The following is a 20180-nucleotide window of genomic DNA, read 5'->3' as shown; positions in this document are numbered from 1 at the left end:
GTCAGACAACCCTCACCACGCCAGCCGCAAGCGGGATCATGGTCGGATCGACCTGTTGCCGCCGTAAAACGCGATCAAGCTTGGTCTTCAACTGCTCCTCCTCTTTCCTGATGAGACCTTCCGTCATCGCAACGGGGCGCAGATTCCCTTCCGCGCGAAACCGGGCGACGCGGGCCTTCAAGCCTTCGATGCGGCGGCTCGCGAGCTTTTCGGCGCTGGTACGCTGCTGATCGCAGCGCACCGTGTTCTCCGCCTCAAAATCGGAAAGGCGCTCCGAAAAGGCGTCGCCCAGCGCTTCTTCGCATGTCACGGCGGCCTCGCAGATGATCTCGATGTCCGGAAGCACGTTGACCGCGTTCGGCAGCTTCTCACCCACGCGCGAGGCAGCGGTAATCAGCGCCTCGGCCTCCGAGGCCCCCAACGTACGGTCGCTTCCCAGCGGCTTCACCCTGACGGCAAGCGACTGATCGGATTTCAGGCCGTTGAATGACCAACGGTGGGCGCTGAATACATAGTCCCCTGGAGGTACGCAGGCCTCATGCGCCGGGACTTTGATCGCGGTGACGCGATGGAGCTGGCGTTGGTCGTCCTCGTAGCTGAAGCGTATCCACTGTATGAGGGGATGGCTTGGCTCGATGAACTCCGCTTCGCTCGAAACCTCCTCGACGCGGCGCGGGTCGAAAATGCACAGGAGCGGTCTGCCGCTTCGATGAAGCTGCGTCCTCGTCGATGGCCGCGCCTCCGATATGAAGTAACCCAGGGAGCGCCGCGCTTCCTCCGAAAGAGTGATGCGCGAGGCATACTCCGCGCCCGTGACGGCCTCGAATTTGGTGCCGGGGAAATTGCGCGCGAAGAAATCCTCCACGAGGGACTGGAGCTCGCTTGCACTGAGCCATCTGCCCTTTTCACGGCTATCGCTGATATGGTCGAGGATGTAGTCGGAAAAGCCGACAAGGTTGACCGCCTCTTCCTCGAGGCGCTGCTGCTCCCGCTGCGTGTTGCAGATTGCCAGCTCCGCCTCAACGGATTTTCGCTCGCGCTCCTCGTCCGTCAGGGTCGGATCGAGCAGGTTGACGAGCAGCTGCTCGGTCACTTCCCCGAGAATGTCTTCGAGATCGCCGATGCTCTCGCGGAACACGTTGATGCGATCATACAGCCTCATCAGGATGCGGTCTTCGATGGTGTTCTCGACGACCATATTGATGATCGAGATGCGTTCCGCTTTTTGCCCCAATCGGTCGAGACGGCCGATCCGCTGCTCCACCCTCATGGGATTCCAGGGAAGATCGTAGTTCACGATAAAGCGGCAGAATTGAAGGTCGATACCCTCGCTTCCGACTTCGGAAGAGAGCAGGACTGACGGCCCGTCCGATCGGGCGAAGGCCCGGATCAGATCGTCCTTGTCTTTACCCATATCCCCCATGATCAGCGCCGCATTGATCCCGTCGGCCTTCAAACGGCGCGCGAGGTATTTGAGGGTGCCGCGATAGAAGGCAAAGATGACGAATTTCTCGCGCGGATTCCGTTTCAGCTCATTCGCAAGAAACTGCTGGAGCGCGCGATATTTTTCATCGCCTTTTTCCAGCGCGCCAAGCTCGTGCTTGAAGCCCATGTCGGGCGGGGCGACATCGACAGCATCGTCGCCATCTTTATTGCCCTGCGGCTCTAAACGGAGCTGCGGCGAAATCCCGAAGTCTTCCCACAGAAGCTCTTCAATAAGGCCCTTGTCGCCCCAGCTTTCGAGCGCGCCGACAATCGAACTCGCCATCTGTCTCTGACGAGCGATGAGCGAAAATAGCGACACGCCGGTTTTGCCCGCCGCTTCATCGCGCAAGCGGCTGGTAACATGGTCATAGAGCTGCTTTTCGTCCGCACTGAACCTGACGCTGAGAACCTGAGGCGCCCGCTCGACGCGCCGCTCCAGAACTTCGCGCTTCCTGCTTCGGGTCATGTATTGGGAAAGAAGCGAGCGCGATTCCAGAAGCCGGAGAATCTCTACGCGCCTTTCGGCATCGGTGGCGTCATCGCGAAGATGTTCCTTGATGCGGGCAAGGACGGCGTCATTCTTGAAATAGTCGGACTTCTCCGCCTCGGAAATCGCCTTCAGCGCTGCGGGAATATCGGCCGGCTGCTGCCATAACGCCCTTTGCGCGCGCACTATGCAGGAGTTCGCTGAAAGCATTTCCCCAAAGAGGAATGAATCGTAGAACTGATCGGGGTCGATTAGGCGCAAAAGCTGGTAAAGATTGTCGCTGCCAATCTGGATCGGCGTTGCGGTCAGCAGCACAAGGTGATGCGATGCCTCTCTTAGGAGGCGGGCAAGCCGGTTGTTGGCGGTCGAGGGGTTCCTGAGATAGTGGGCCTCGTCGATGACGACGTGGTCGAAGAGGGCAAACTCCTCACTGGCCGTATTCTGGTCGAGTATGCGGGCGAATTGCGCCCTGACGCCGCCGACATTCTCATCGTCGTAATTCGCGGGGGGACGCAATCCTTCCAGGCTGGTGATGTAGACAAAAGACTCCGCGCTCCTGTAGCTGGCGATGTCCTTGACCCGTTCATAAAGCGTGCTCGCGGAAACGATTTCGCCGGTTATGTTGAAACGCTTGCGCAGATCCTCGCGCCACTTCTCGCGCAACATGGCAGGACAGATGATCAACAGCCGCCTGGCTGAATGACGGGCCTGGATTTCCTTCCAGATATACGTTGCTTCAATGGTTTTCCCGAGACCGACTTCGTCGGCGATCAGCATCCGGCCGATCGGGGATTCGATAAACCGCATGACCGGTTTGAACTGGTGCGGATAGAAGTCCGTGTTGCTGGCTTCCATCGAATAGAAGACGTTGGTCAATTCACCTTTGATCTTCTCAAAGGTCAAAACCCGCCTGAGGTCGCTGGGACCGCCGAATGAACCGCCCTCAAGCAGATCAAAAATCTGCACCTCCTCCGCGATGGGCTCCAGCAGCTCGTAGCGCTTGTATTGCTTTTCGTTCGGGCCGAAATCCACTTCGACCAACAGGAAAGTGCCTGCCTTCTTGACCCTTCCGGTCGTCGTTCCCTGCCTGCCCGGATTATCGCGGAGCCGAACGCGCGTTCCGCTCGCTTCCGGGTTCCAGCCGGCCGGCTCTTCTTCCTGTATTGCGCCCGTCATAGTGCCCCCCGCACAGTATTTCACGAACCACTAAAGTAACTACAATATCCATGTGGGCATTTCCACATTTCTACTCATTTATATTTCAGCTTCGACTTATAAAATCCCTCGCCCAGGCCCGACGATGTTAGCCCGCGATCATTTTATCGCAACCCCTTGTTTAGCTACGAAAGACGTTGGCTGATATGGCTGCCGCCCGTCGTCTTGCTGATCTGGAATCCTAACGGAATTGCCTGCTGGACAAGATCAACGTGCGAGATGAGCCCGACGGCCCGGCTCTCGCCGACAACGTCCTGAAGGGTCTGAAGCGCCTGATCCAGCGTCTCCGTATCGAGCGTTCCGAAACCCTCGTCGATAAAGATCGTATCGAGATGAACGCCCCCGTTCACGCTCTCCACCACGTCGGAGAGGCCAAGGGCCAGTGCCAGCGCCGCCATAAACGTCTCGCCCCCCGAAAGGGTCGCGGTTGCGCGAGTACGCCCGGTATGCACGTCATGCACCACCATATCGAGGCCCTTCTTGCCGGCGCCCTTGGAAACGTCACGTTCGCGCTCCAGGCTGTACCGGCCCCCACTCATCGGTTTGAACCTTGCGTTTGCCGAAGCGAGCACAAGATCGAACATGGCGGCGATCGCGAAAGCCTCCAGCTCCATGTTCGCGTTGTTCTTGCCGCTGAACGCATGGGCGACCGCCGCGAGCGGTGCATAGGCGTCCTCGGCCTTCTTGATGCCACTCAATGCACCGGCAATGCTTTCGGCAAGCTTTACCAGAGATTCCGCGCGAGCAACTGCGGAAGCTTCCCGCCGAAAGGCCCCATCCCTGACCTGCGTAGCTTCTTCGGCTGCGGCGCTAAGCCCGGCAACATCAGGACGATCCTTTCCTTCGACATTGGTGCCGGCACGGGCGGCCCTGTCGCGAGCGGCATGGAGATCTTGTCCAAAGCGCTCGATAGAAGCCTGCAACTCCTCAATGCGGTCGATATTTGCCTTGTGGGCTTCGTATTGCTCCTGGGTGAGCCCGTTCGCGGCCAGGCGGCCGCCGAAACTCTCTTCCGCCTCTTGCAGCTTGGCGAGCGCAGCGTCGCGGGCATTCGCCGCGCTTTGCTCGTCCTTGAGCGCGGCGATCTGCATCTCACTGGCGTCGCGCTCGGACTTGACCGCCTGCTCAAAAGCAAGATCGCGCTTCCTGATCTCTTCATCGGCAGCGGTAATCGCGGCCTCAAGCGCATCCGTCGTCCTGAGGTTTTCGGGAACTGACGCGAGGACATCCTCCAGCGCCTGGGCGGCGAGGGCATGCCCTGTTATTGCCTGATCGCGGCTTGTGCGCGCGCTCTCTACGGCTGCGCCCGCTTCCGGCAACCTGCCTTCGACCCTCTCCAATGCGCCACGCAATGCTTCGAGATCGATCGCAGGGCCGAGAGTTTCAATATCGTTGTGAACCTTGGCGCTGTGCTCCTGAAGTTCGGCGACAGTGTTTTCCGGCTTCACCAGTGCCGCAAGATGAGACTGTCGTTCCGAAAGCGTCGCCTCTTTCGCCGCAAGGGTCTGGCCACTGGCAGCGCTTGCATTGCGGGCGCCATCAAGCGCCTTGCGGGCCGCCGTAAAAGCATCGTCGCGCCCCGCACTTTCCGCTTGGCCGTGGGCAGGCGCAGGGTGTTCATGCGAACCGCAGACAGGACATGCCTCTCCAGGCCGTAGCTTTTCGGCAAGATGCTGCGCCTGCGCTCCCGCGAGCGCCGCCTCTGCCTCGTCAAAGTTGCGCTGCGCAGCTTCCTGCGCCCGGCAATTCTTCTCGTGATCCTCGCGCGCGTCGGCAACGTGACCCCGCGCATCGTTGACCGCCTTGAGCGCTCGATCGTAATTGAGCGCCGCGTCGAGCTTTGATTTCAGCTCCTGGGCCGCAGCCGACAGGGTCGCCCGCTGCCCGGCCACCGTTTCCGCCGTCTTGATCCGCGCTGCTGTGTCGGCTTGTTCGCGAACCAGCGCGCTATGGTTATTCTGCGCGATTTCGAAGGCCGCTGCCGCGTCGCGCTCGATAGCCGCTGCTTCCTCCTTCGCTGTCTTCTTCTTGTCAGCGTGACTCAGCGTCTCGCGATGACGCTTCAGGGCCGCGCCTTGCTCCCGCATGGTTTCGGACTCGCCGCGTTTTGCCTGTTCCGCCGCCAGCGCTGCGGCCGCTTTCCCCAAGGCGTCTTCTGCCGCCGTGCGCGCGGCCTGCGCCTTCGTGCATGTCGCGCTTGCTGCGGACAGATCGGTGCGCGCGCGCTGCATGACGGCATCGACATCGCTCAAACTCCTGGCCACGAGCGCCCCGCCGAGGACAGTCTTGTCCTTTTCGATTTCCTTGCTTTTGGCCTCCATCGATGCCAGCGCTTGCGCCGCTGCTTCGTTCTCGGCAAAGGCCTTCTCTACTTCATGAGCTGCCGCTAATTTCTGCTCGGCCAGCGCCGCATTGCTCTTTGCCGCCTCCGCCGCAGCAGCCTCGATTTTCTGCTCCTCCTGCGCCTGCTGCGCACCCGCCGAAAGGTCTTCGAGCGTCGCGAAACCTTCCTGCTCCAGCCTGCTTTCGCAGGCCCGGCGGTCGGCCCTGATCTTTTCCTCGGCGGCCTTCGCCTCGTCCTTCATTTTCTGGGTCAGCCGCTTGTAGAGCGATACATCGAAAAGGTCGCGAAGAATCGCGAGGCGGTCGTTGGTATTCGCCGCCAGAAACTTCTCAAATCGTCCCTGGGGCAGAAGCACGATCTGGCGGAACTGCTCCTTCCCGTAACCAAGCCTTCGCTCAAGCTCTTCACGCACTTCGGAGACTTTCTTCTCCACGATCGGGATGCCTTGGTTTTCGGAAGTGATTTCATCAAGGGGGATGCCGGTGACATCGAAAAGCCAGGCGCAATGCGCCTCCCTTGTCTCCTTGCCGCCGCGCTGGGCTGGCCGCATCTGTTCCGGCCTGCGCCGCACGAGATACTTCGTGGCGCCGAGCTCGAAGATGAGCTCGACTTCCGTGAGGCAATTGGGATCCGCGTGATCCGACCTCAAAGTCGATGCATCCTGGTCGTCCCGGGCGGGCTCACCGAACAATGCGAACGAAATCGCGCTGAATATCGATGACTTCCCCGATCCGGTCGGGCCATAGATGCCGAAGAGGCCGGCGCCGAGGGCGTCCCTGAAATCGACAACCTGCTCGCCCGCGTAAGGGCCGAAGGCCCGAAGTGTAAGCCGTATCGGTCTCATGCCCGCTCCTCCACGCTATTCAGTTGCTCCAGTGCGGAGCTTACCAACGCCATTTCGTCATCCGTCCCGTCTTCGCCGCGCACCTGGCTCAGAAACTCGCCGACCACGGCGACCGGATCGTCGAGCCTGGCCTGGGAGCTGCCGCGCAATAAAATCGGTTCCGCGCTCTCGTCACGCTCGTAGGTGAGCGCAAGCGCGTTGGGATAGTGCTCCCTGATCCTGCCCATCGGGTCGATGAGGAGCTTCTTGTCGGTCAGCACGAGCTTGATGAAATCCTCCGACGGCTCGCGGCTGCCAATGTCCAGGAGTTCCGCGAACTCCCCTTTCAGGACGCGAACGGCTCGCGGCGGATTGATCGGCAGTTGCTGAAGGGTCACCGACCCATCGGCGGCAAGATCGACCATGGTAAGCGACTTGCTGCTACCTGCTTCATCAAAGCCGAAAGCCAGCGGCGAGCCACTATACCGGATATGTTCGCCGCCGGCGCTCTGCGGCCGGTGCAGATGGCCCAGCGCGACATAGTGCGCGCCGTCGAAGACGCTGGATGGGACGGTCTCGATGCCGCCAATTTGCAGCGAGCGCTCGCTCTCGCTTGGGGTCGCGTTGGCGACAAAGACGTGGGCCGCGATAACCCAGCGGGCATTGCCCGGCACATGAGCGCGGGCGCATGCCACCTGCGCGGAGACAACGTCGGCGGGACATGAAATTGAGCCGTTCCCGTAGCACTCCCGCGCCGAGAACTCATTGCCGAACGGTAGACCCGAAAACGCGACAGGCCCGTATTCATCTTCGAGGATCAAGGGGCGCTCCTCGGGCGAAAGAGGGCCGCGTATCAGCAGTCGCTTCGGATCGGCAAGGGAGGCGTAGGAAGCGATTCTGTCACCGGAATCGTGGTTGCCGGCGATCAGGACAATCGAAGTTTCGCAATCGGCGTGAACCGTCCGGATGAAGCTATTGAACTGGCGAACCGCTGTGGCGGGCGGCGAGGCGCGATCGAATATGTCCCCTGCGATAACCAGCACATCGGGCGAACACGTCCTTACCGCCCCCAGCACCTGATCCAGGATGGAGTCATGGTCGACTTCGAGCGATTGCCCATAAAACTGACGCCCCAGATGCCAGTCCCCTGTGTGTAAAATTTTCATGACTATTGATCCATCTAAAAAATATATGTATAAAAACTAGACGTATATCTCGATCGGAGTCAAGCCCTTTGTTATGAGCCTGGAATCTCTCAAGCATCCGCAGCGCGAGCGGCTGGTCTTTCTGGATCAGTGCTTCACCTGGCGCGGCACGGCAAACCGTCGCGACCTGATGGATCGTTTCGGGGTTTCGACGGCGCAGGCGGCTCTGGACTTCAAGGCCTATCTAACCGAGGCCCGAGAGGGCGCGCCGCGCTACGACGCCGCCAAAAAGGTCTATATTGCGCAGGAGAAGCATCGTCCCATCGCCCCCGAATCCTCATTGGGGGAATGGGAGCGAGTGCTGCGGGCAAGCGACTCTGATCGCTTCGACGAGCTTCCCTCGCTGACCCGGCGGAGCGATCCGGCGATCCTCGCTCTGCTAAGCCGGGCAATCGAAAGCCGGCAGGCCGTCGAAGTACAATACATATCCATGACATCCGGCGATCAGACGCCCCAATGGATCGCGCCGACGCGCTTTGCCTCCGATGGCTCGCGCATTCATGTGCGCGCCTATAGCTTCAAGCATGGCGAATACCGCGACTATGTTCCCGAACGGATTGCGCCTGGAAGCAGCCTCATGACAAGGCCGCTGGAAGAGAAACTGCCGTTTGACCGCGACTGGCACACAATCGCCCGCATCACTCTGCGCCCCCACCGCAACCTTTCAGAGGAGCAAGCTGCCGCTGTCCGTCGTGAATACGCGTTTGACGGCGACATGCTCGTAGTCGAAATGCGCAAGGCCATTGAGTTTTACGCCGACCGCCGCTGGAATCTTGATAGAGATGGAGCAAGACTCGAGCGCGTAGGCACTGAATACATCGAGGCCGGCCCTGCTCACGATACTGCCTCGGAACCATAGCTGGGCTTTGCGGCACCGCCGCCACCACGCGCCTGCTGCCCTCCTGGTGGCAACCCCACCTATCAAGTCGTAAAGGTGCGCTGCGGACCTCGCGCACAAAGAACTGCCAAAAACAGCTACATGCCGCAACCTTGAAGAAGAATCGGTGTGGCCCAACGCACCCTTGCAGGAATTCAAATATCCCGGGAGGATATCTGCGTCCCGGGGTCATTGACAAACCCGTTTGTCGCTGACAGGCATGTCGTGCCGTCGCATCAAGCGCTCGCCACGACCAGCCGCCTGCACTATGGCCAAGCAGACCGACATTCTCCGAGACCCTCCTTCCGGCGCGCATAAAGGGAAGCAATCATTGGCGTCGGTCGGTGAACGTTTGGCGTTCATTTTTGATGTGCGCACCGCCAGCGGCTCAACCGAAGCTTCACCGTTCCTGGACCGGCAGATCTTGAAGGCTTCTGTTCGTCCAGCCATGCCGGAGGAAGATATGGCACGACGCACGCGAGGGAAGGATGAATTCAAGTTGCCACCCGTGGTGCCGGGTGAGTGGAAGGGCGAAATCTATGGCGGCGGCAGCGTCAACCTGGGGCAGGTCGTGCAGCCTGGGCCCCCGCGTCAGAGTGTGGAGTTCTCCTATATGGTAATCCCTGCATCCTTGCTGATGCCGAGCCCGAAGTTCCGCTGGCCCGGTATTGTAATGATTATGACCCCGACGCCCATGAAGACCGAATACACGGATGCCGGATCGCTATTCGCAAACGCGGGCCCCCCGTCGCTGAGCCTATCCCTAAACGTGACGCGGGGGCAGTTTTCGGACCTGCTGCGTCTCCTGGAAGCGCAGCGTTTCAAAGAGTTCCACTTTACCGTCGAGGATGCAGAGCGGGCGAATGCGTGGCCTGTGCGAAGTTGGGGCATGGCCACGCGACTGAACTAGGCATGGGCAGGATCCTTCCAAGCCGGACGATTTTGCCGTTTTCGCTTAAAAACACGCCGTCATTTTCGGCAGGATGGCAAAAGTCACTGTTCAGCGAGAATTCCGCGACAGTGGCGCCTCAGCCGTTTTTTTAGATCAATCCCGTATGGGAGGTTCGATATTGGATGATGGGCGGTAGCCCCTAAAATGAACCCGATTTGGTAAAATCCGGAAAGTCATCGAGGATGCACTTCGATCGGCCGGACTGATGCCTAAATAGACTTCTTGAGGCACTCAAGCGATAACTCCACAAGAGAACCCTAATATTAATCGGCAGCATGTCACCAACTGTAATCCGTCCATGTAATCAACAGGTATTTCGGTCGGAAGGAAGGTGGCGTGAGCGTTAATTATCGACAGTTTTTGACGTCCTTTGTTCTTCATTTTGATTTCCTTGCGGAATTGGGGCCACAGAGTCTCTTGAGTGAGCTGGCAGCATTGCAACAACGCACGAATTTCGGATGGTCATTCTGTCTGCGAATGTTGTGCTGAATGCATTGTGATGTTGGTTCTTGGCACCGGCATTTTGGACAAGCAGGCGCCTGTGAGGGGCGCCTGAACAGAAAAGTTCCGGGGCCGCTTCCGTTTTCCACTCCGCCCTTGGGCGGAGCGAAGCAGGCGGAGGCCTGAACGCGCTTTCACATTGCGCCGAAGAGAAGGCCGGAGCCTGTGGTAAACGGGAGTGGGGCGGCTGCCGTTTTTCTTCCTAGCTGCACGGGCCACTGATTTTGAAGGACGGGCCGCTTAACCGCTTTCGCTCATGCTGGAGGCAGCCGCTTCCGGCGACTGTTCGCCTGGGGTCATGCGCTTCAGAAGCCGAATCAAATCGCGCATAGTCTCGGGCGGCAGGCGTTCGATAAGCCGCGTCAGAGTTCGGCGCTCCTCGGCTTCTTCTGGCGTCTTGCCCCACAAGTGCGGCGCTGTGTCGAAGAGCATATCGAGGGGCACAAAGCCCATGATCTCACAGAGATGAATCAGGCGGGGGACGGTCATTCGACTTTCTGACCGCTCGTACCTGCCGTAAACAGTTACCGACAGTCCGAGCAAATGCGCTGCATCGGCGCGGGAGATACCCTTGGCCTCGCGTGTATGTTTGAGCCAGGCCGAGATCTTCTCGTCCATTTCCTTTGCGGTAAGAATGCCGTCGAACCCAGGTTGGCGAAAGACAGGCCTAGGAAACTCCGGATCGGTTGTTTCAACCAGACCTCGTGCACGCATCAAGCTCTTTGCATCAGTCACCGACCTTTACCCTTCTTTATTTATACCGCCCCTCAGCGGTCAGCATGCACCAGTGAAGCAATTTCGCACAGAGGCCTGAGAAGCGTCATAGCGATTTCCCTACCTATTTGGGGGGATTCCGATCGCCATTGCTTTGGGTCTGCGAAGCGAAATGCTTCAGCTCGCGCCCGAGCATTCGGGCAACAATCCGACAATTACAATGGTGAAGCAGACGAGAAAAGCAATCACCGATTCTTTGCCGCTATCATCGTCCAGTCGCCGTCTTTCCCATGAAAAACCGCCTCAATTCGCGTCTCGCCCTCGATCCACTTGAAGTGCGCGGCAAGCTCGCAAGCGATCTCGGTACCGGCAATTCGGATGCAACGATTGATGATCACTTTTGATCCGTTGCCATGCTTACTTATATCCCATTTGGATAGTCCGAAGAGCTGGACTTTGGCCTGATCGTCTGTCGGCCACGTAGCCTTTTCGGGTACGGCTCTCAGAATATTCAATTGAGGCAAGTTGCTTTCTGAAAAGCTTCCCATACCGATGGTCGAGAGGCCGAGATGGGGAGCAATATACACGCCGAGGACGCAGCCGACGGCCACGCCAAGGAGGAACCCGCGGCCTATCATCGGTCAATAGCCGTTATCTTTGAGGAACTGATCGATCGCCGCCTTCATGATGACCGTCATCTTCACGTCGTTCTCAATGGCGGCCTTTTGCAGCCGCATCTTCGTGTCGTAATCCAGCGGGCAATTGACGTAGTGTTTGGATTCCCGATCGCGCGCCCTCTTCAGGTCGCGCAAGCGAACTCTCGAATCCTCTCGCTGCAATGCTCTGGTGGTGGCCCGTTCGCGCCGAGCTTCTTCTGTCGGGGCGATCAGACCGGGCTGACCAGCCTCAGTGCCGACCGGTACAGGCTCTTGAGGCTGATCTGCATTCCTGGTTTCTGTCGACGGCTCAGCCGGGTTCATTGCAGAGTTCGTCGGTGTCGCAGCTTGCTCCAGTGAGCGGCTGCGACGCGGCGCGACTGCAAAGTCGGAAACGGTCGTTTGACCCTTAGCCATTCGCTGCTACCTCTTTCTTGCCTGCCAAAAGCGCTTCGATGTCCCGAACCAAGCTCATAACTTCCGCCCTCGCTTTTTTCACCGACTGTGTGAGATCGAGCATTTGCACGGTGCCATAGCCGTTTCGAATTTCGCGGTAGCAATTTCGCTCCATAAGCTCCGTTTGGAGCAGATAGGAGTCGTAGCCCCCTTCCTGCAGGTTCTGCACGAACGGCCTGATCAGGCGATAGGCTTCCAGCAGTTTCGCCGGCATGGTGATCCTAGTGACGAAGTTGGCGTGAGGAATTTCCCGTCCTACCTTGTCGGAAATATCGGCTGTGGCGGCCGCGGCCTGTCCCGCAGCCTTGATCTCGTCCTGGTTCGGCTGGATCGGCGTGAGCACAATATCGGATCCAGCGATGATCGTGTCTCTTAGAACCGTGTCTTGCCCGGGGGAGTCCATCAAAACGACATCGAACTTGCTCGCCTCGTTTTCCAGGAGCTGCTGAATGGTCGTCTGACGGGCAGCGGTTATAAGCTCGATATTGTCCGGAAGGTTGTCCTTTGCGTCACAGCGCTTCCACCATTCCTGCAGATTTTGGCGGCCGTCTGCGTCGATGAGAAGCACGCGCTTTCCCTGAAGCGCATACTCCCCGCCGATCAAGATTACCGCTGTTGTCTTCCCAGCCCCACCCTTGCCGCTCACGGCAGAAATAAAAAGTGGCAAGCGTCGCAACTCCCTCTGATGGCCGAAAGTCATTCGGGCAGTTCGCCGTGTACTTGGACGGAGGTTCCACTTCGCACGTGCACACGATGCGAACAATTGCTCATACGATGAGGAACCATTGCACCACCGCACCGTGTAGTCAATCGAATCAACTAAACCATGCCTGAATGATGGGAACAATTTTCCACACGATGAGAAAGCATTTCGCAGTGGCCACATAAACACATGATGTGAAAAGGTCGTGCTGCTAACTCGTGTGAAATATAACATGACATTCGCATGTGACTGCCGGTCTGCTTCATTCGACGGCGTTCGGTGCGGCGCCAACCTAAACGCTCCGCCCGATCAGTGAACCCCGGAGCCGCGTAAGGCCGGCTTTGACGCTCGCACGGAAGCCGCAAGGGCGAAGAGCGGAGCGTCCCTTGCGGCTGAGTACGAGGGGCAGACAAAGGCCTTCCTGGTGAGCGTTCCCTCATTAAACGACCGGGGCGGAGGCCCGGTCCGGAAGGACAAAAGGACGAGCGTAGCGAGGGCAGCTCGGAGTTGCTTAGTTGAATTTCCCCTTACAATTTGGAGAGGCAGGATACGGAAAAATGTGCTACGCCATTTTCCTGCAATCGAGGGACGAGCCCTCGATCATCTGTCGCAAGCGCCAGTAGGGGGCCAACGGCCAAATGGATGAGGGGAAATTCAACGCTCTTCTCGAGCCGACGAAGAAAGATCGCACTGTGCATGTCCGCGTCACGGGTGACGAACATGCGGCGATCGAGAAGGCTGCCGAGGATGCCGGTATGACGCTGTCCAGCTTTTTCCGGTCGCTGCTTCTGGAGGGGGCGGGGGTTCGGCCGATCCTGACCGGCGATGACCGCCTGGTCATGGCGGCTCTGCTCGAAGACATGCGGATGATCGGGATCAACCTCAATCAGGTTGCGAGGGCGCTCAACAGCGGCCGTGGTGTCCACCCAAGCGAATTGGATATCAACCTGGAGAACGTGCAGCGGGTTCAAGCGGCCGTGATGAGCGAGCTGCGTGCTCTGACGCGGCGAGCTGGTTATCAGCGTCGAGGGGAGAAGTAGCCTTTGGAAATCTTCTTCGGCGCATTCACCAGCGAATGGGAGCAGCGGCGCGCAGCGCTACTGCACGAAATGACGTCTGGCGGGCGCGGCGCTTCGGCCGAAGAAGAGATGCGAAAGCGCCTGAAGCAGTTGGCTCAGCTCGGCGCTGAAGGCGGCGGCGGAGGCTCGGGCGGCGCTTCGGGTGGTCGTGGATCGGCATCGAAGGGCAGGGGGGCTCCTCGCGCGCAGGCGACATCGGTCGCGCGACCTATGGAGGCGCGGCTAGCGGCCATCGCAGGGGGAAGCCAGCCGGCAGTCGTTAAAATGGCGTCGTACGGCGGCGGTGCACGGGTCGGTGCGATGCTGAATTATGTGTCCCGTGGCGGCGAGCTGAAGGTGGAGAATGAAAGCGGCAGGATCCTCGAGGGGCGGGAGGAATTGTCGCGCATCCGTGGCGATTGGGACCACCTTTTTCAGAACCGCGCAGAAAGCCGCGACATTGGGAGCTTTTCCGTCGAAATCGCAGCGTCCGGCTTTGCATCGGACGAGGCATTGCACGAGCAGGTGAGAAGCACGCTCACAAGCGGCTTTGGCGACCGGCGCTATGCCTATGCGATCGCGAAAAATGACGGCGGCTCGGCGACTGTTCAGGGACTTGTCGTATTGCGAAGCGGGCAGGGGGAGCGGTTAACGGGCGACGTTAAGGCGGCCGGCATCATCCAGGGCCGATACGACGCCAGCGCGGGCGCGGGCGAGGCTGCGGCGAAGTTCTCCTTTCATGGCTACGGAAATGGCGTCGAGTTCGGCGCCAGTCGCTTGCGCGGGCTGGTCGATCGGCATGACGACGTTCGCGACGATCGCGGCCAGTTGATAGCGAATGAGAAGGTCGCAGGAGACCTGGTGCAGAAAGAATGGCGCGGCGAGCTCCACAGCCGCAAGAGCCGCGACGTGATGCACGTCATCATGTCGGCTCGGGCCGGGACCGACGTTGCCGCGTTCGAAGCCGCGGTTCGCGACTTCCTGGCGCATCAGTTTGCTGGCCATCGATATGTCTTCGCCATGCACGATCCGGCTAGCGATCCGAAAGAGGCGGGGGAGGGGGGAAAGCGTCCGCATGTGCATGCCCATGCCATCGTGGCGATGAAATCGGATTCCGGTGATCGCATCGAGACGACGCCTGCCGTGTTTCGCGAATGGCGATCCGTCATGGCAGAGAAGGCGCGGGAGCACGGCATTGAGATGGAAATGACCGACCGGCGCGAGTTTGCCAGCCCGCCGGCATTCACGCGCACCCAGGTCCGGCCGGTGAGCCGGGAAGGCCGCACTGAGCATGTCGGGACGAGCGAAGCTGCGCAGGCGCGATATGACGCGAAGCGTAGCGGCCGACGCACGGTCGCGAAGAGCGATCGGAGCCGGCAGTACATCATAAAGGTTCAGGAATCGTGGCAGAAGGTCGCTCTGGCGGGTGGTGATCGTCAGACCGTGGCCTATGCCGCGCGGCACCACAAGTATTTAGAATCAAGCGTTTCGGTAGCGCAGACGGAAACGAGCGGCACTGTCATTGGCGCGGATTTTGGATCGACCTTCCGCATCAATTTGGCTACATTGCAGGAGATGGTTTCGGAGGGTCAGGAATTGCGCGAAATGTCACGAGCAGAGTTTGAGACCTACGAGAAGAAGGTCGAGACGGCCTTGTTCAAGTTGGAGCGGTCGGTCTCGGCAGACGATCGGGCAGACTTTGACGAGGTAGCCGGCCTCGCCCGAGATTTCGTCAACCAGAAGCGTGAGTTGGTGGAGCTCTACGAGCAGCGTAAAGAAGCACTGGCCGAGCACAGTGGGGAAGTGCCGCGCGAAGCGGCGACTGACGAATGGGATGCGGACGGTCAGCGCGCAATGGATCAGGCAAAGATCGTTAAGGCAGTACAGGCGACCATAAGCGAGCGGCTCGACCGTCTCAATGAACGTTTCGGCGATCCGGCCTCGCCCCGTTTCATGTCGCAAGAGACCCGAAACGAAGTGGAAGCCGAACGCGGATTTCTCTCTGAGATGAATGCGCAGCTCGACGAGTGGAAACCGGGCGATATTCTGGATCTGTCGCGGGTAGAAGCTGATTATGACGAGGAGCCGGGGGAAGAATACGTACCGTCGCTTTCGCACGCCAGAGAAGAGCACGAAGCCCACGTCGACAGTGTTGAACCGCAATTGGAGCAGCTGAGGGCGCATGGAATCGTAGTCGATACAAGGTTTAGGATCGAAGACCCGTGGGCGGGAAGGGATTTCGACGCCGAGTTGGACGAGATGGCGAGGAAGTTTGACCCCGAAGCAGCGCCTGATCACTTCGAAGAGGACAAGAAGCCGGCGAATGTGGATGCTATTGCCGACCAGCGGCGCGAAGTTCGCGATGAGCCGGATCGGCGGCCGATCGACAACGACACGCGCGAAGCTTACGCGTTGGCGTCCACCGTCGATGCTACAAATCGCCTACAAGATCATCTAAATCGGGATAAGGAGGCCGCGCAGCGCAGCGGAGAAACGACACGTACAGACCCCGCCCAAAAGCATATTCCTCGTCTCGAGGAGCTGGAGCGCGAACAGATCGAACAGAGGGAACGCGACCGCGGCGACCGGGACCGTTAAGAGGCAATGCTCAACGATAACCGTCAACAATACGTCATCCAAACCGACTCTACCAAAGAGGATGGCCTGGGGAAGGGGATTGCCTTCATCTTCGTTATCAGCATGTTTCTAGCCTTTGTCCAGGAAGTCTTTGAATCCCTCATGGCCTGGTATCGTGACGCGATGGCTGGGCTAAGTGAGACCGCGGCCTATCTCTCTGGGTTCTGGCCCTTCTAACACTCAGTTGTTTTTCGAGATGGGCGCCGTCAGGCTGCTCTTTCGCAGGCCGTGCAATCGGAGAGCCGCCCCGGTAGCGGCCGCAGTACGATTTTACGTGTCGGTGATAGGCGGTCGCTCGCTGCGGCCAGCGCAAACGGCCGAGATGCGGACTAAGCGGTCGTCGCCAAGCCGATTGCCGGAAGACGTGTTTTTGGCCCAACAGCGGACATGGAGTCGCAAATCCGGGTGCCGAGCCTATGCGCGACGCGCCCGATGCGACGTGGTATTGACGTAAGCTCTGCTTTACAAGAACGGCAGTTTTTTCCGCGTTTACATGGCAAACGCGAGGGCTGATGTTGCTCAACAACACAGCCGTCAGCGGGGTGAGCGGCAAGCGCAAGGGTCGGCGAGGAGATCCGGTGCCTCATCGGCGGCATGATGATGCAAAACGTTTGTCGGCGCAGCTGCAGTCAAAAGGTCCTCCGGTTTTCGGCGAGTCGGCCGGCGCGGACCGTACGCCAACAGAAAGACTACTCTGCAACCAGCCTCCTTGCTCTGCGATCAGCCCCTCTTCACCCCGGATTGTGGCGGCGGGCCGCAAAGTTTGCCGGCATCGCCCAGTTTGGCTCGTTGCCAAGCACCTTCTGGAAGAAACCAGCCGCATAGCTTGTGTCCTCGTTGGCATTCTCCCGGAAAGACCACCAGCTTCGCAGGTCATCGATTACCTGGTCTATCTTGATCTCCGCGTGGAATTCCTGATCGATTGTCGCCGCGTAGACAGTGAGGCAGAACGTCGTGGCGACATAGCCTTCGGGCCAAAACTCGGCGGCAGGTCCGGGCCCGACCTGCTGCCGAGGCGCGGTCGCAATAAGGGGCATCTCGGCAATGAGTTCGCTCAGCATGAGCGACGGAGCAAAATCGAAGAACTCGCGGCGTTCGGTTTTCTGAGCGGGCCTTTGTTGCTCTATGTTTTTCAGCCAACGGACAAAGGCACGCGCAAGTTTCAACTCGTCGAGCTGAAAGCGACATCCCATAAGCTCGCCGCACAATTGAGCGTGCGCCTCGAACGCCGTTCTGAACCAGTGGAGCTGTCTGGCGGCGATCCGCAGGGGCTTGTTCGTCGGTGGCAGATTTGAGATTAACTGGCGAAGATCAAACATGGGCCGCGTACCTCGCAAAGAGCGAAGACAGCACAGCTCCGTTCTGTGCCCGGAAGGCCTGCAAAATCTCCTCCTGCAGCGCGGTTGCCAGAGCGGTCGCGGCTTGGATCATCTTCGCGTAGTCTCCGCTCTCGCGGTCAGAGAGCAGGTACAGCAGAACGGAAAAGACAGCGACCTGCGCGACAGTTTCCTTTGAGACGGGGGAATGGGCGTCCAGATAATCGATCCGGATAGGCTCTTCCCTGAGAAGCTGGAGGGCTAGTTGTGCGGCGAACTGCTCGGGCGCGTCGCGCGACGTGACCTGGCTAAAGGCTTTTCTCCCGGCGCTCTGGCTGACAAGCGCCCTGCTGGCGCCCAGGTGGCTAAGGACGATTTTCATCGTCTCGTAGAATACAGCGGAGAATTCCTCTGATTTTCCGCCAGGGACCATCATGTCCTGGAGCTTGTGAGATCCAAGCGTCACTTCGCCGAAAACCGTGTGTACGACGCTGCTTAGCATATGGTCGACGCTACGGGCGAGCAGCCCCATTTCCCGAAGCGCTGTCAGTGCTATCGTCGAGGCAGGCGGAGGAAGCTTCGTCGGCGCCGTCCCCTGCACGGCGTCACACCCTCTCCAGAAAGCATACCGCAAGCCACGCAGCGCGTCCTTCAGTTGCGCTGCGTCTGGAGCGAATTGTGGCCGCACGCCCATGACCTACCCCCCATGACACTATTGCGTCGCTTTCGCTACGCCAGCTTCCGCCAACATAGCTCCTCCGCGTCTCGGAGTGGACTCTATAAATCGTCGCGTCGCCTCGTAACTTGCAACGCCCGCCTGGCTCCCGAGACCGGTCGCGTTCAGCGCCGAAGACGCTTGGCCGAGCTCGACGGCGTGGTGGGGAGAGAGCCCCTTGACGAGACCGGTGGCGAATCCGCCATTGAAGCAATCTCCACATCCGCACGTACATTTTACCTCGACCTGGAAGGCTGGAGAATGGAATTCCAGGCCCGTCTGGTCGAGGTAATAGGCGCCATCGGCACCAAGCGTCAGGATAACGCACCCGGCACCCCTACTCAGCAGGAAATGGGCAAGGTCGCGGTTCTCCGTCAATCCGGATAACGCCTTGGCCTCCTCTTCGGATGGGAGGAAATAGTTGGTGTAGGGAAGAAGGGCCTCCACCTTCGGGAGGTCTTCCGGCGTTGAGGCGAATACGTCGAGAGTGGTAATCACGCCCCGGCGGCGCGCCTCTGACATCAGTTCCGCCGTCCTGCCAGTATCATCCATGCGATTCATGAGGCCAACTCCGCCGATGTGCAGGATCTTCGTGTCCAGCAATCCGTCGATGTCGGAATCCGATACGTAGAATGAGTCGGTGGCGCCCCGTTTGTGCAGTGCTGGACGCGTGCCGTCCGGACGTGTGGTCACGATCGAGGAAGAGGTCGAAAAGCCCTCGCAGCGCTGCATCATACGTATGTCCACCCCGTATGAGCCGAGCTTCATGCGGACCCAATCGCCCATGTCGTCGTACCCGACACCTCCGACCGCCTGTACGCGCAAGCCGTATTTGGCGGCGACGATGGCGGCAGATCCCGCCGCGCCCGAGACCGCGAGTGTGTAGTCCTCCACGAAATATGTCTGGCCACCCGGCGGTATGTTGGTGACGGGCCGGCAGAGAGCGTCGAAGGTGTAAAACCCCACGCAGCTGAGATCGAATGTCGTCGACATCAGTTCACCCCAACTCGATTGCCGTCTTCGCCGAAGAAATAGAGGCGAGTTGTATCGAAACCCACCGTGATGGCGCTGTCGATCGGCGCGCGGAATTCGCGCCCCGCCTTGATCTCGATGCTCTTGTTCGCCGTGCGTACCGTGAGGTAGGTGATGTCGCCCGTCGGCTCCACCCCGTAGACCTGCCCCTGAAGGTTGTCTCCGCCAACCTGACAGTCCTCCGGACGGATGCCAAGCGTGATGTTTCCGGAGAGACTTGCAGGGCAGGGAATCTTCACGCCCGCGGCTGAGAAGGTGCCGTTCTGTGCGGTGCCGGCGATGAGATTCATCGGCGGCGAACCGATAAAGCCCGCCACGAAGGTGTTGGCAGGGTTCGAATAGATGTCGTCCGGGGTCCCGATCTGCTGAATGACGCCTTTGTTCATGATCACGATGCGATCAGCCAGCGTCATCGCCTCGATCTGGTCGTGGGTGACGTAAACGGTGGTCACCTTCAGTTCCCGTTGCATATGCTTGATTTGGACACGCATGCTGGCCCGCAGCTTCGCGTCCAGATTGGACAAGGGCTCGTCCATCAGGAATACCTGCGGCTGGCGTACGATTGCGCGCGCGAGCGCCGCGCGCTGCCGTTGTCCCCCGGAAAGCGCGCCGGGCTTGCGGTCCAGGAAAGGACCCAGTTCGACCATTTCCGCCGCGCGGCGGATGAGGTCGTCGTGCTTTGTCTTCGGCACCTGACGCATCCTCAACGGGAATCGTATGTTCTCGTAGATCGACATGTTCGGATAAAGGGCATATCCCTGAAAGACCATAGCCACATCCCGATCGCGGGCGTCGATGTCGTTCATCAGCGCACCGCCGATGCGAATCTCGCCCTCCGTCGGGTGTTCAAGTCCCGCAATCATCCGCATGGTCGTCGTTTTCCCGCAACCGGATGGACCCAGTAGGACGAGAAATTCTTCATCGACGACGTCGAGGTTCATGTCCTGTACGCCGACGAACGAGCCGAAGCTCTTGACGACGTTCTTGAGCAGAATGGAAGCCAT

16 protein-coding genes are annotated in these 20180 nt (G+C 59.4%); 5 read left to right on the top strand and 11 right to left on the bottom strand.

Features of this window, described 5'->3' with window-relative positions:
* Position 1: 1 nt before the first annotated feature.
* The 3 genes from SINAR_RS0100630 to SINAR_RS0100620 all read right to left on the bottom strand — a co-directional run bounded on the left by SINAR_RS0100630 (position 2) and on the right by SINAR_RS0100620 (position 7520).
* Complete coding sequence (locus tag SINAR_RS0100630; RefSeq protein WP_050577400.1) at positions 2–3148, bottom strand: SNF2-related protein; 3147 nt, start codon at positions 3146–3148, stop codon at positions 2–4.
* Positions 3149–3312: 164 nt separating this feature from the next.
* The gene (locus SINAR_RS0100625) at positions 3313–6375 is read right to left on the bottom strand and encodes an AAA family ATPase (protein WP_027997231.1); all 3063 of its coding nucleotides are present in this window, start codon (positions 6373–6375) and stop codon (positions 3313–3315) included.
* Positions 6372–7520: an exonuclease SbcCD subunit D gene (locus tag SINAR_RS0100620; RefSeq protein ID WP_027997230.1), complete on the bottom strand. Its 1149-nt coding sequence runs from the start codon at positions 7518–7520 to the stop codon at positions 6372–6374. The genes SINAR_RS0100625 and SINAR_RS0100620 overlap by 4 nt, the downstream gene beginning before the upstream one ends.
* Before the next feature lie 73 nt (positions 7521–7593).
* Between SINAR_RS0100620 and SINAR_RS01000000132885 the strand changes: the two genes are divergently transcribed.
* Together SINAR_RS01000000132885 and SINAR_RS0100610 are read left to right on the top strand one after the other, a co-directional pair.
* Positions 7594–8418 carry a BrxR family transcriptional regulator gene (locus SINAR_RS01000000132885; protein ID WP_050577399.1) on the top strand — a complete coding sequence of 275 codons (825 nt, stop codon included), beginning with the start codon at positions 7594–7596 and terminating at the stop codon, positions 8416–8418.
* Positions 8419–8704: 286 nt separating this feature from the next.
* Positions 8705–9346: a hypothetical protein gene (locus SINAR_RS0100610; protein ID WP_234710551.1), complete on the top strand. Its 642-nt coding sequence runs from the start codon at positions 8705–8707 to the stop codon at positions 9344–9346.
* Positions 9347–10129: 783 nt separating this feature from the next.
* On the opposite strand, the gene SINAR_RS0100605 is transcribed toward SINAR_RS0100610, so the two are convergent.
* The 4 genes from SINAR_RS0100605 to SINAR_RS0100590 all read right to left on the bottom strand — a co-directional run bounded on the left by SINAR_RS0100605 (position 10130) and on the right by SINAR_RS0100590 (position 12382).
* The gene (locus SINAR_RS0100605; protein WP_033056864.1) at positions 10130–10603 is read right to left on the bottom strand and encodes a helix-turn-helix domain-containing protein; all 474 of its coding nucleotides are present in this window, start codon (positions 10601–10603) and stop codon (positions 10130–10132) included.
* A 245-nt stretch (positions 10604–10848) separates the two neighbouring features.
* The gene (locus SINAR_RS0100600; protein ID WP_027997227.1) at positions 10849–11241 is read right to left on the bottom strand and encodes a hypothetical protein; all 393 of its coding nucleotides are present in this window, start codon (positions 11239–11241) and stop codon (positions 10849–10851) included.
* A gap of 3 nt (positions 11242–11244) precedes the next feature.
* Positions 11245–11676, bottom strand: coding sequence for a hypothetical protein (locus SINAR_RS1000000137610; protein ID WP_150823988.1), 432 nt, complete (start codon positions 11674–11676; stop codon positions 11245–11247).
* Positions 11669–12382, bottom strand: coding sequence for a ParA family protein (locus tag SINAR_RS0100590; RefSeq protein WP_027997226.1), 714 nt, complete (start codon positions 12380–12382; stop codon positions 11669–11671). The genes SINAR_RS1000000137610 and SINAR_RS0100590 overlap by 8 nt, the downstream gene beginning before the upstream one ends.
* Before the next feature lie 674 nt (positions 12383–13056).
* Here SINAR_RS0100590 and SINAR_RS0100585 point away from each other — a divergent pair.
* The 3 genes from SINAR_RS0100585 to SINAR_RS0100575 are packed head-to-tail and all read left to right on the top strand — an operon-like array spanning position 13057 to position 16290.
* The gene (locus SINAR_RS0100585) at positions 13057–13458 is read left to right on the top strand and encodes a plasmid mobilization protein (RefSeq protein WP_027997225.1); all 402 of its coding nucleotides are present in this window, start codon (positions 13057–13059) and stop codon (positions 13456–13458) included.
* A gap of 3 nt (positions 13459–13461) precedes the next feature.
* Positions 13462–16074, top strand: coding sequence for a relaxase/mobilization nuclease domain-containing protein (locus SINAR_RS0100580; RefSeq protein WP_027997224.1), 2613 nt, complete (start codon positions 13462–13464; stop codon positions 16072–16074).
* A 6-nt stretch (positions 16075–16080) separates the two neighbouring features.
* Positions 16081–16290, top strand: a complete 210-nt coding sequence (locus SINAR_RS0100575) for a hypothetical protein (RefSeq protein WP_027997223.1) — start codon at positions 16081–16083, stop codon at positions 16288–16290.
* Positions 16291–16844: 554 nt separating this feature from the next.
* Here the strand turns inward: SINAR_RS0100575 and SINAR_RS0100570 are convergent.
* From SINAR_RS0100570 to SINAR_RS0100555, 4 genes are all read right to left on the bottom strand, one after another.
* The gene (locus tag SINAR_RS0100570; RefSeq protein ID WP_027997222.1) at positions 16845–17432 is read right to left on the bottom strand and encodes a hypothetical protein; all 588 of its coding nucleotides are present in this window, start codon (positions 17430–17432) and stop codon (positions 16845–16847) included.
* Positions 17425–18030 (bottom strand): hypothetical protein, encoded by a 606-nt coding sequence (locus SINAR_RS0100565; protein WP_234710550.1) that lies wholly within the window; start codon positions 18028–18030, stop codon positions 17425–17427. The genes SINAR_RS0100570 and SINAR_RS0100565 overlap by 8 nt, the downstream gene beginning before the upstream one ends.
* 111 nt (positions 18031–18141) lie before the next feature.
* The gene (locus SINAR_RS0100560) at positions 18142–19137 is read right to left on the bottom strand and encodes a carbohydrate kinase family protein (RefSeq protein ID WP_027997220.1); all 996 of its coding nucleotides are present in this window, start codon (positions 19135–19137) and stop codon (positions 18142–18144) included.
* The gene (locus SINAR_RS0100555; protein ID WP_027997219.1) at positions 19137–20180 is read right to left on the bottom strand and encodes an ABC transporter ATP-binding protein; all 1044 of its coding nucleotides are present in this window, start codon (positions 20178–20180) and stop codon (positions 19137–19139) included. Before SINAR_RS0100555 ends, SINAR_RS0100560 begins: the two co-directional genes overlap by 1 nt.

Origin of the sequence: Sinorhizobium arboris LMG 14919, assembly GCF_000427465.1 — a bacterium.
Classification (GTDB): domain Bacteria; phylum Pseudomonadota; class Alphaproteobacteria; order Rhizobiales; family Rhizobiaceae; genus Sinorhizobium; species Sinorhizobium arboris.
The sequence above is the reverse complement of the archived record's forward strand: the minus strand, read 5'-3'. Positions and strand labels throughout refer to the sequence as shown.

What these genes read in the sequence shown, in the direction of transcription:
- SINAR_RS0100630 (WP_050577400.1), bottom strand. Translation starts at nt 3,148, where the DNA reads ATGACGGGCGCAATACAGGAAGAAGAGCCGGCCGGCTGGAACCCGGAA.
- SINAR_RS0100555 (WP_027997219.1), bottom strand. Translation starts at nt 20,180, where the DNA reads ATGGCTTCCATTCTGCTCAAGAACGTCGTCAAGAGCTTCGGCTCGTTC.
- SINAR_RS1000000137610 (WP_150823988.1), bottom strand. Translation starts at nt 11,676, where the DNA reads ATGGCTAAGGGTCAAACGACCGTTTCCGACTTTGCAGTCGCGCCGCGT.
- SINAR_RS0100625 (WP_027997231.1), bottom strand. Translation starts at nt 6,375, where the DNA reads ATGAGACCGATACGGCTTACACTTCGGGCCTTCGGCCCTTACGCGGGC.
- SINAR_RS0100605 (WP_033056864.1), bottom strand. Translation starts at nt 10,603, where the DNA reads ATGCGTGCACGAGGTCTGGTTGAAACAACCGATCCGGAGTTTCCTAGG.
- SINAR_RS0100560 (WP_027997220.1), bottom strand. Translation starts at nt 19,137, where the DNA reads ATGTCGACGACATTCGATCTCAGCTGCGTGGGGTTTTACACCTTCGAC.
- SINAR_RS0100620 (WP_027997230.1), bottom strand. Translation starts at nt 7,520, where the DNA reads ATGAAAATTTTACACACAGGGGACTGGCATCTGGGGCGTCAGTTTTAT.
- SINAR_RS0100570 (WP_027997222.1), bottom strand. Translation starts at nt 17,432, where the DNA reads ATGTTTGATCTTCGCCAGTTAATCTCAAATCTGCCACCGACGAACAAG.
- SINAR_RS0100600 (WP_027997227.1), bottom strand. Translation starts at nt 11,241, where the DNA reads ATGATAGGCCGCGGGTTCCTCCTTGGCGTGGCCGTCGGCTGCGTCCTC.
- SINAR_RS0100575 (WP_027997223.1), top strand. Translation starts at nt 16,081, where the DNA reads ATGCTCAACGATAACCGTCAACAATACGTCATCCAAACCGACTCTACC.
- SINAR_RS0100610 (WP_234710551.1), top strand. Translation starts at nt 8,705, where the DNA reads ATGGCCAAGCAGACCGACATTCTCCGAGACCCTCCTTCCGGCGCGCAT.
- SINAR_RS0100585 (WP_027997225.1), top strand. Translation starts at nt 13,057, where the DNA reads ATGGATGAGGGGAAATTCAACGCTCTTCTCGAGCCGACGAAGAAAGAT.
- SINAR_RS01000000132885 (WP_050577399.1), top strand. Translation starts at nt 7,594, where the DNA reads ATGAGCCTGGAATCTCTCAAGCATCCGCAGCGCGAGCGGCTGGTCTTT.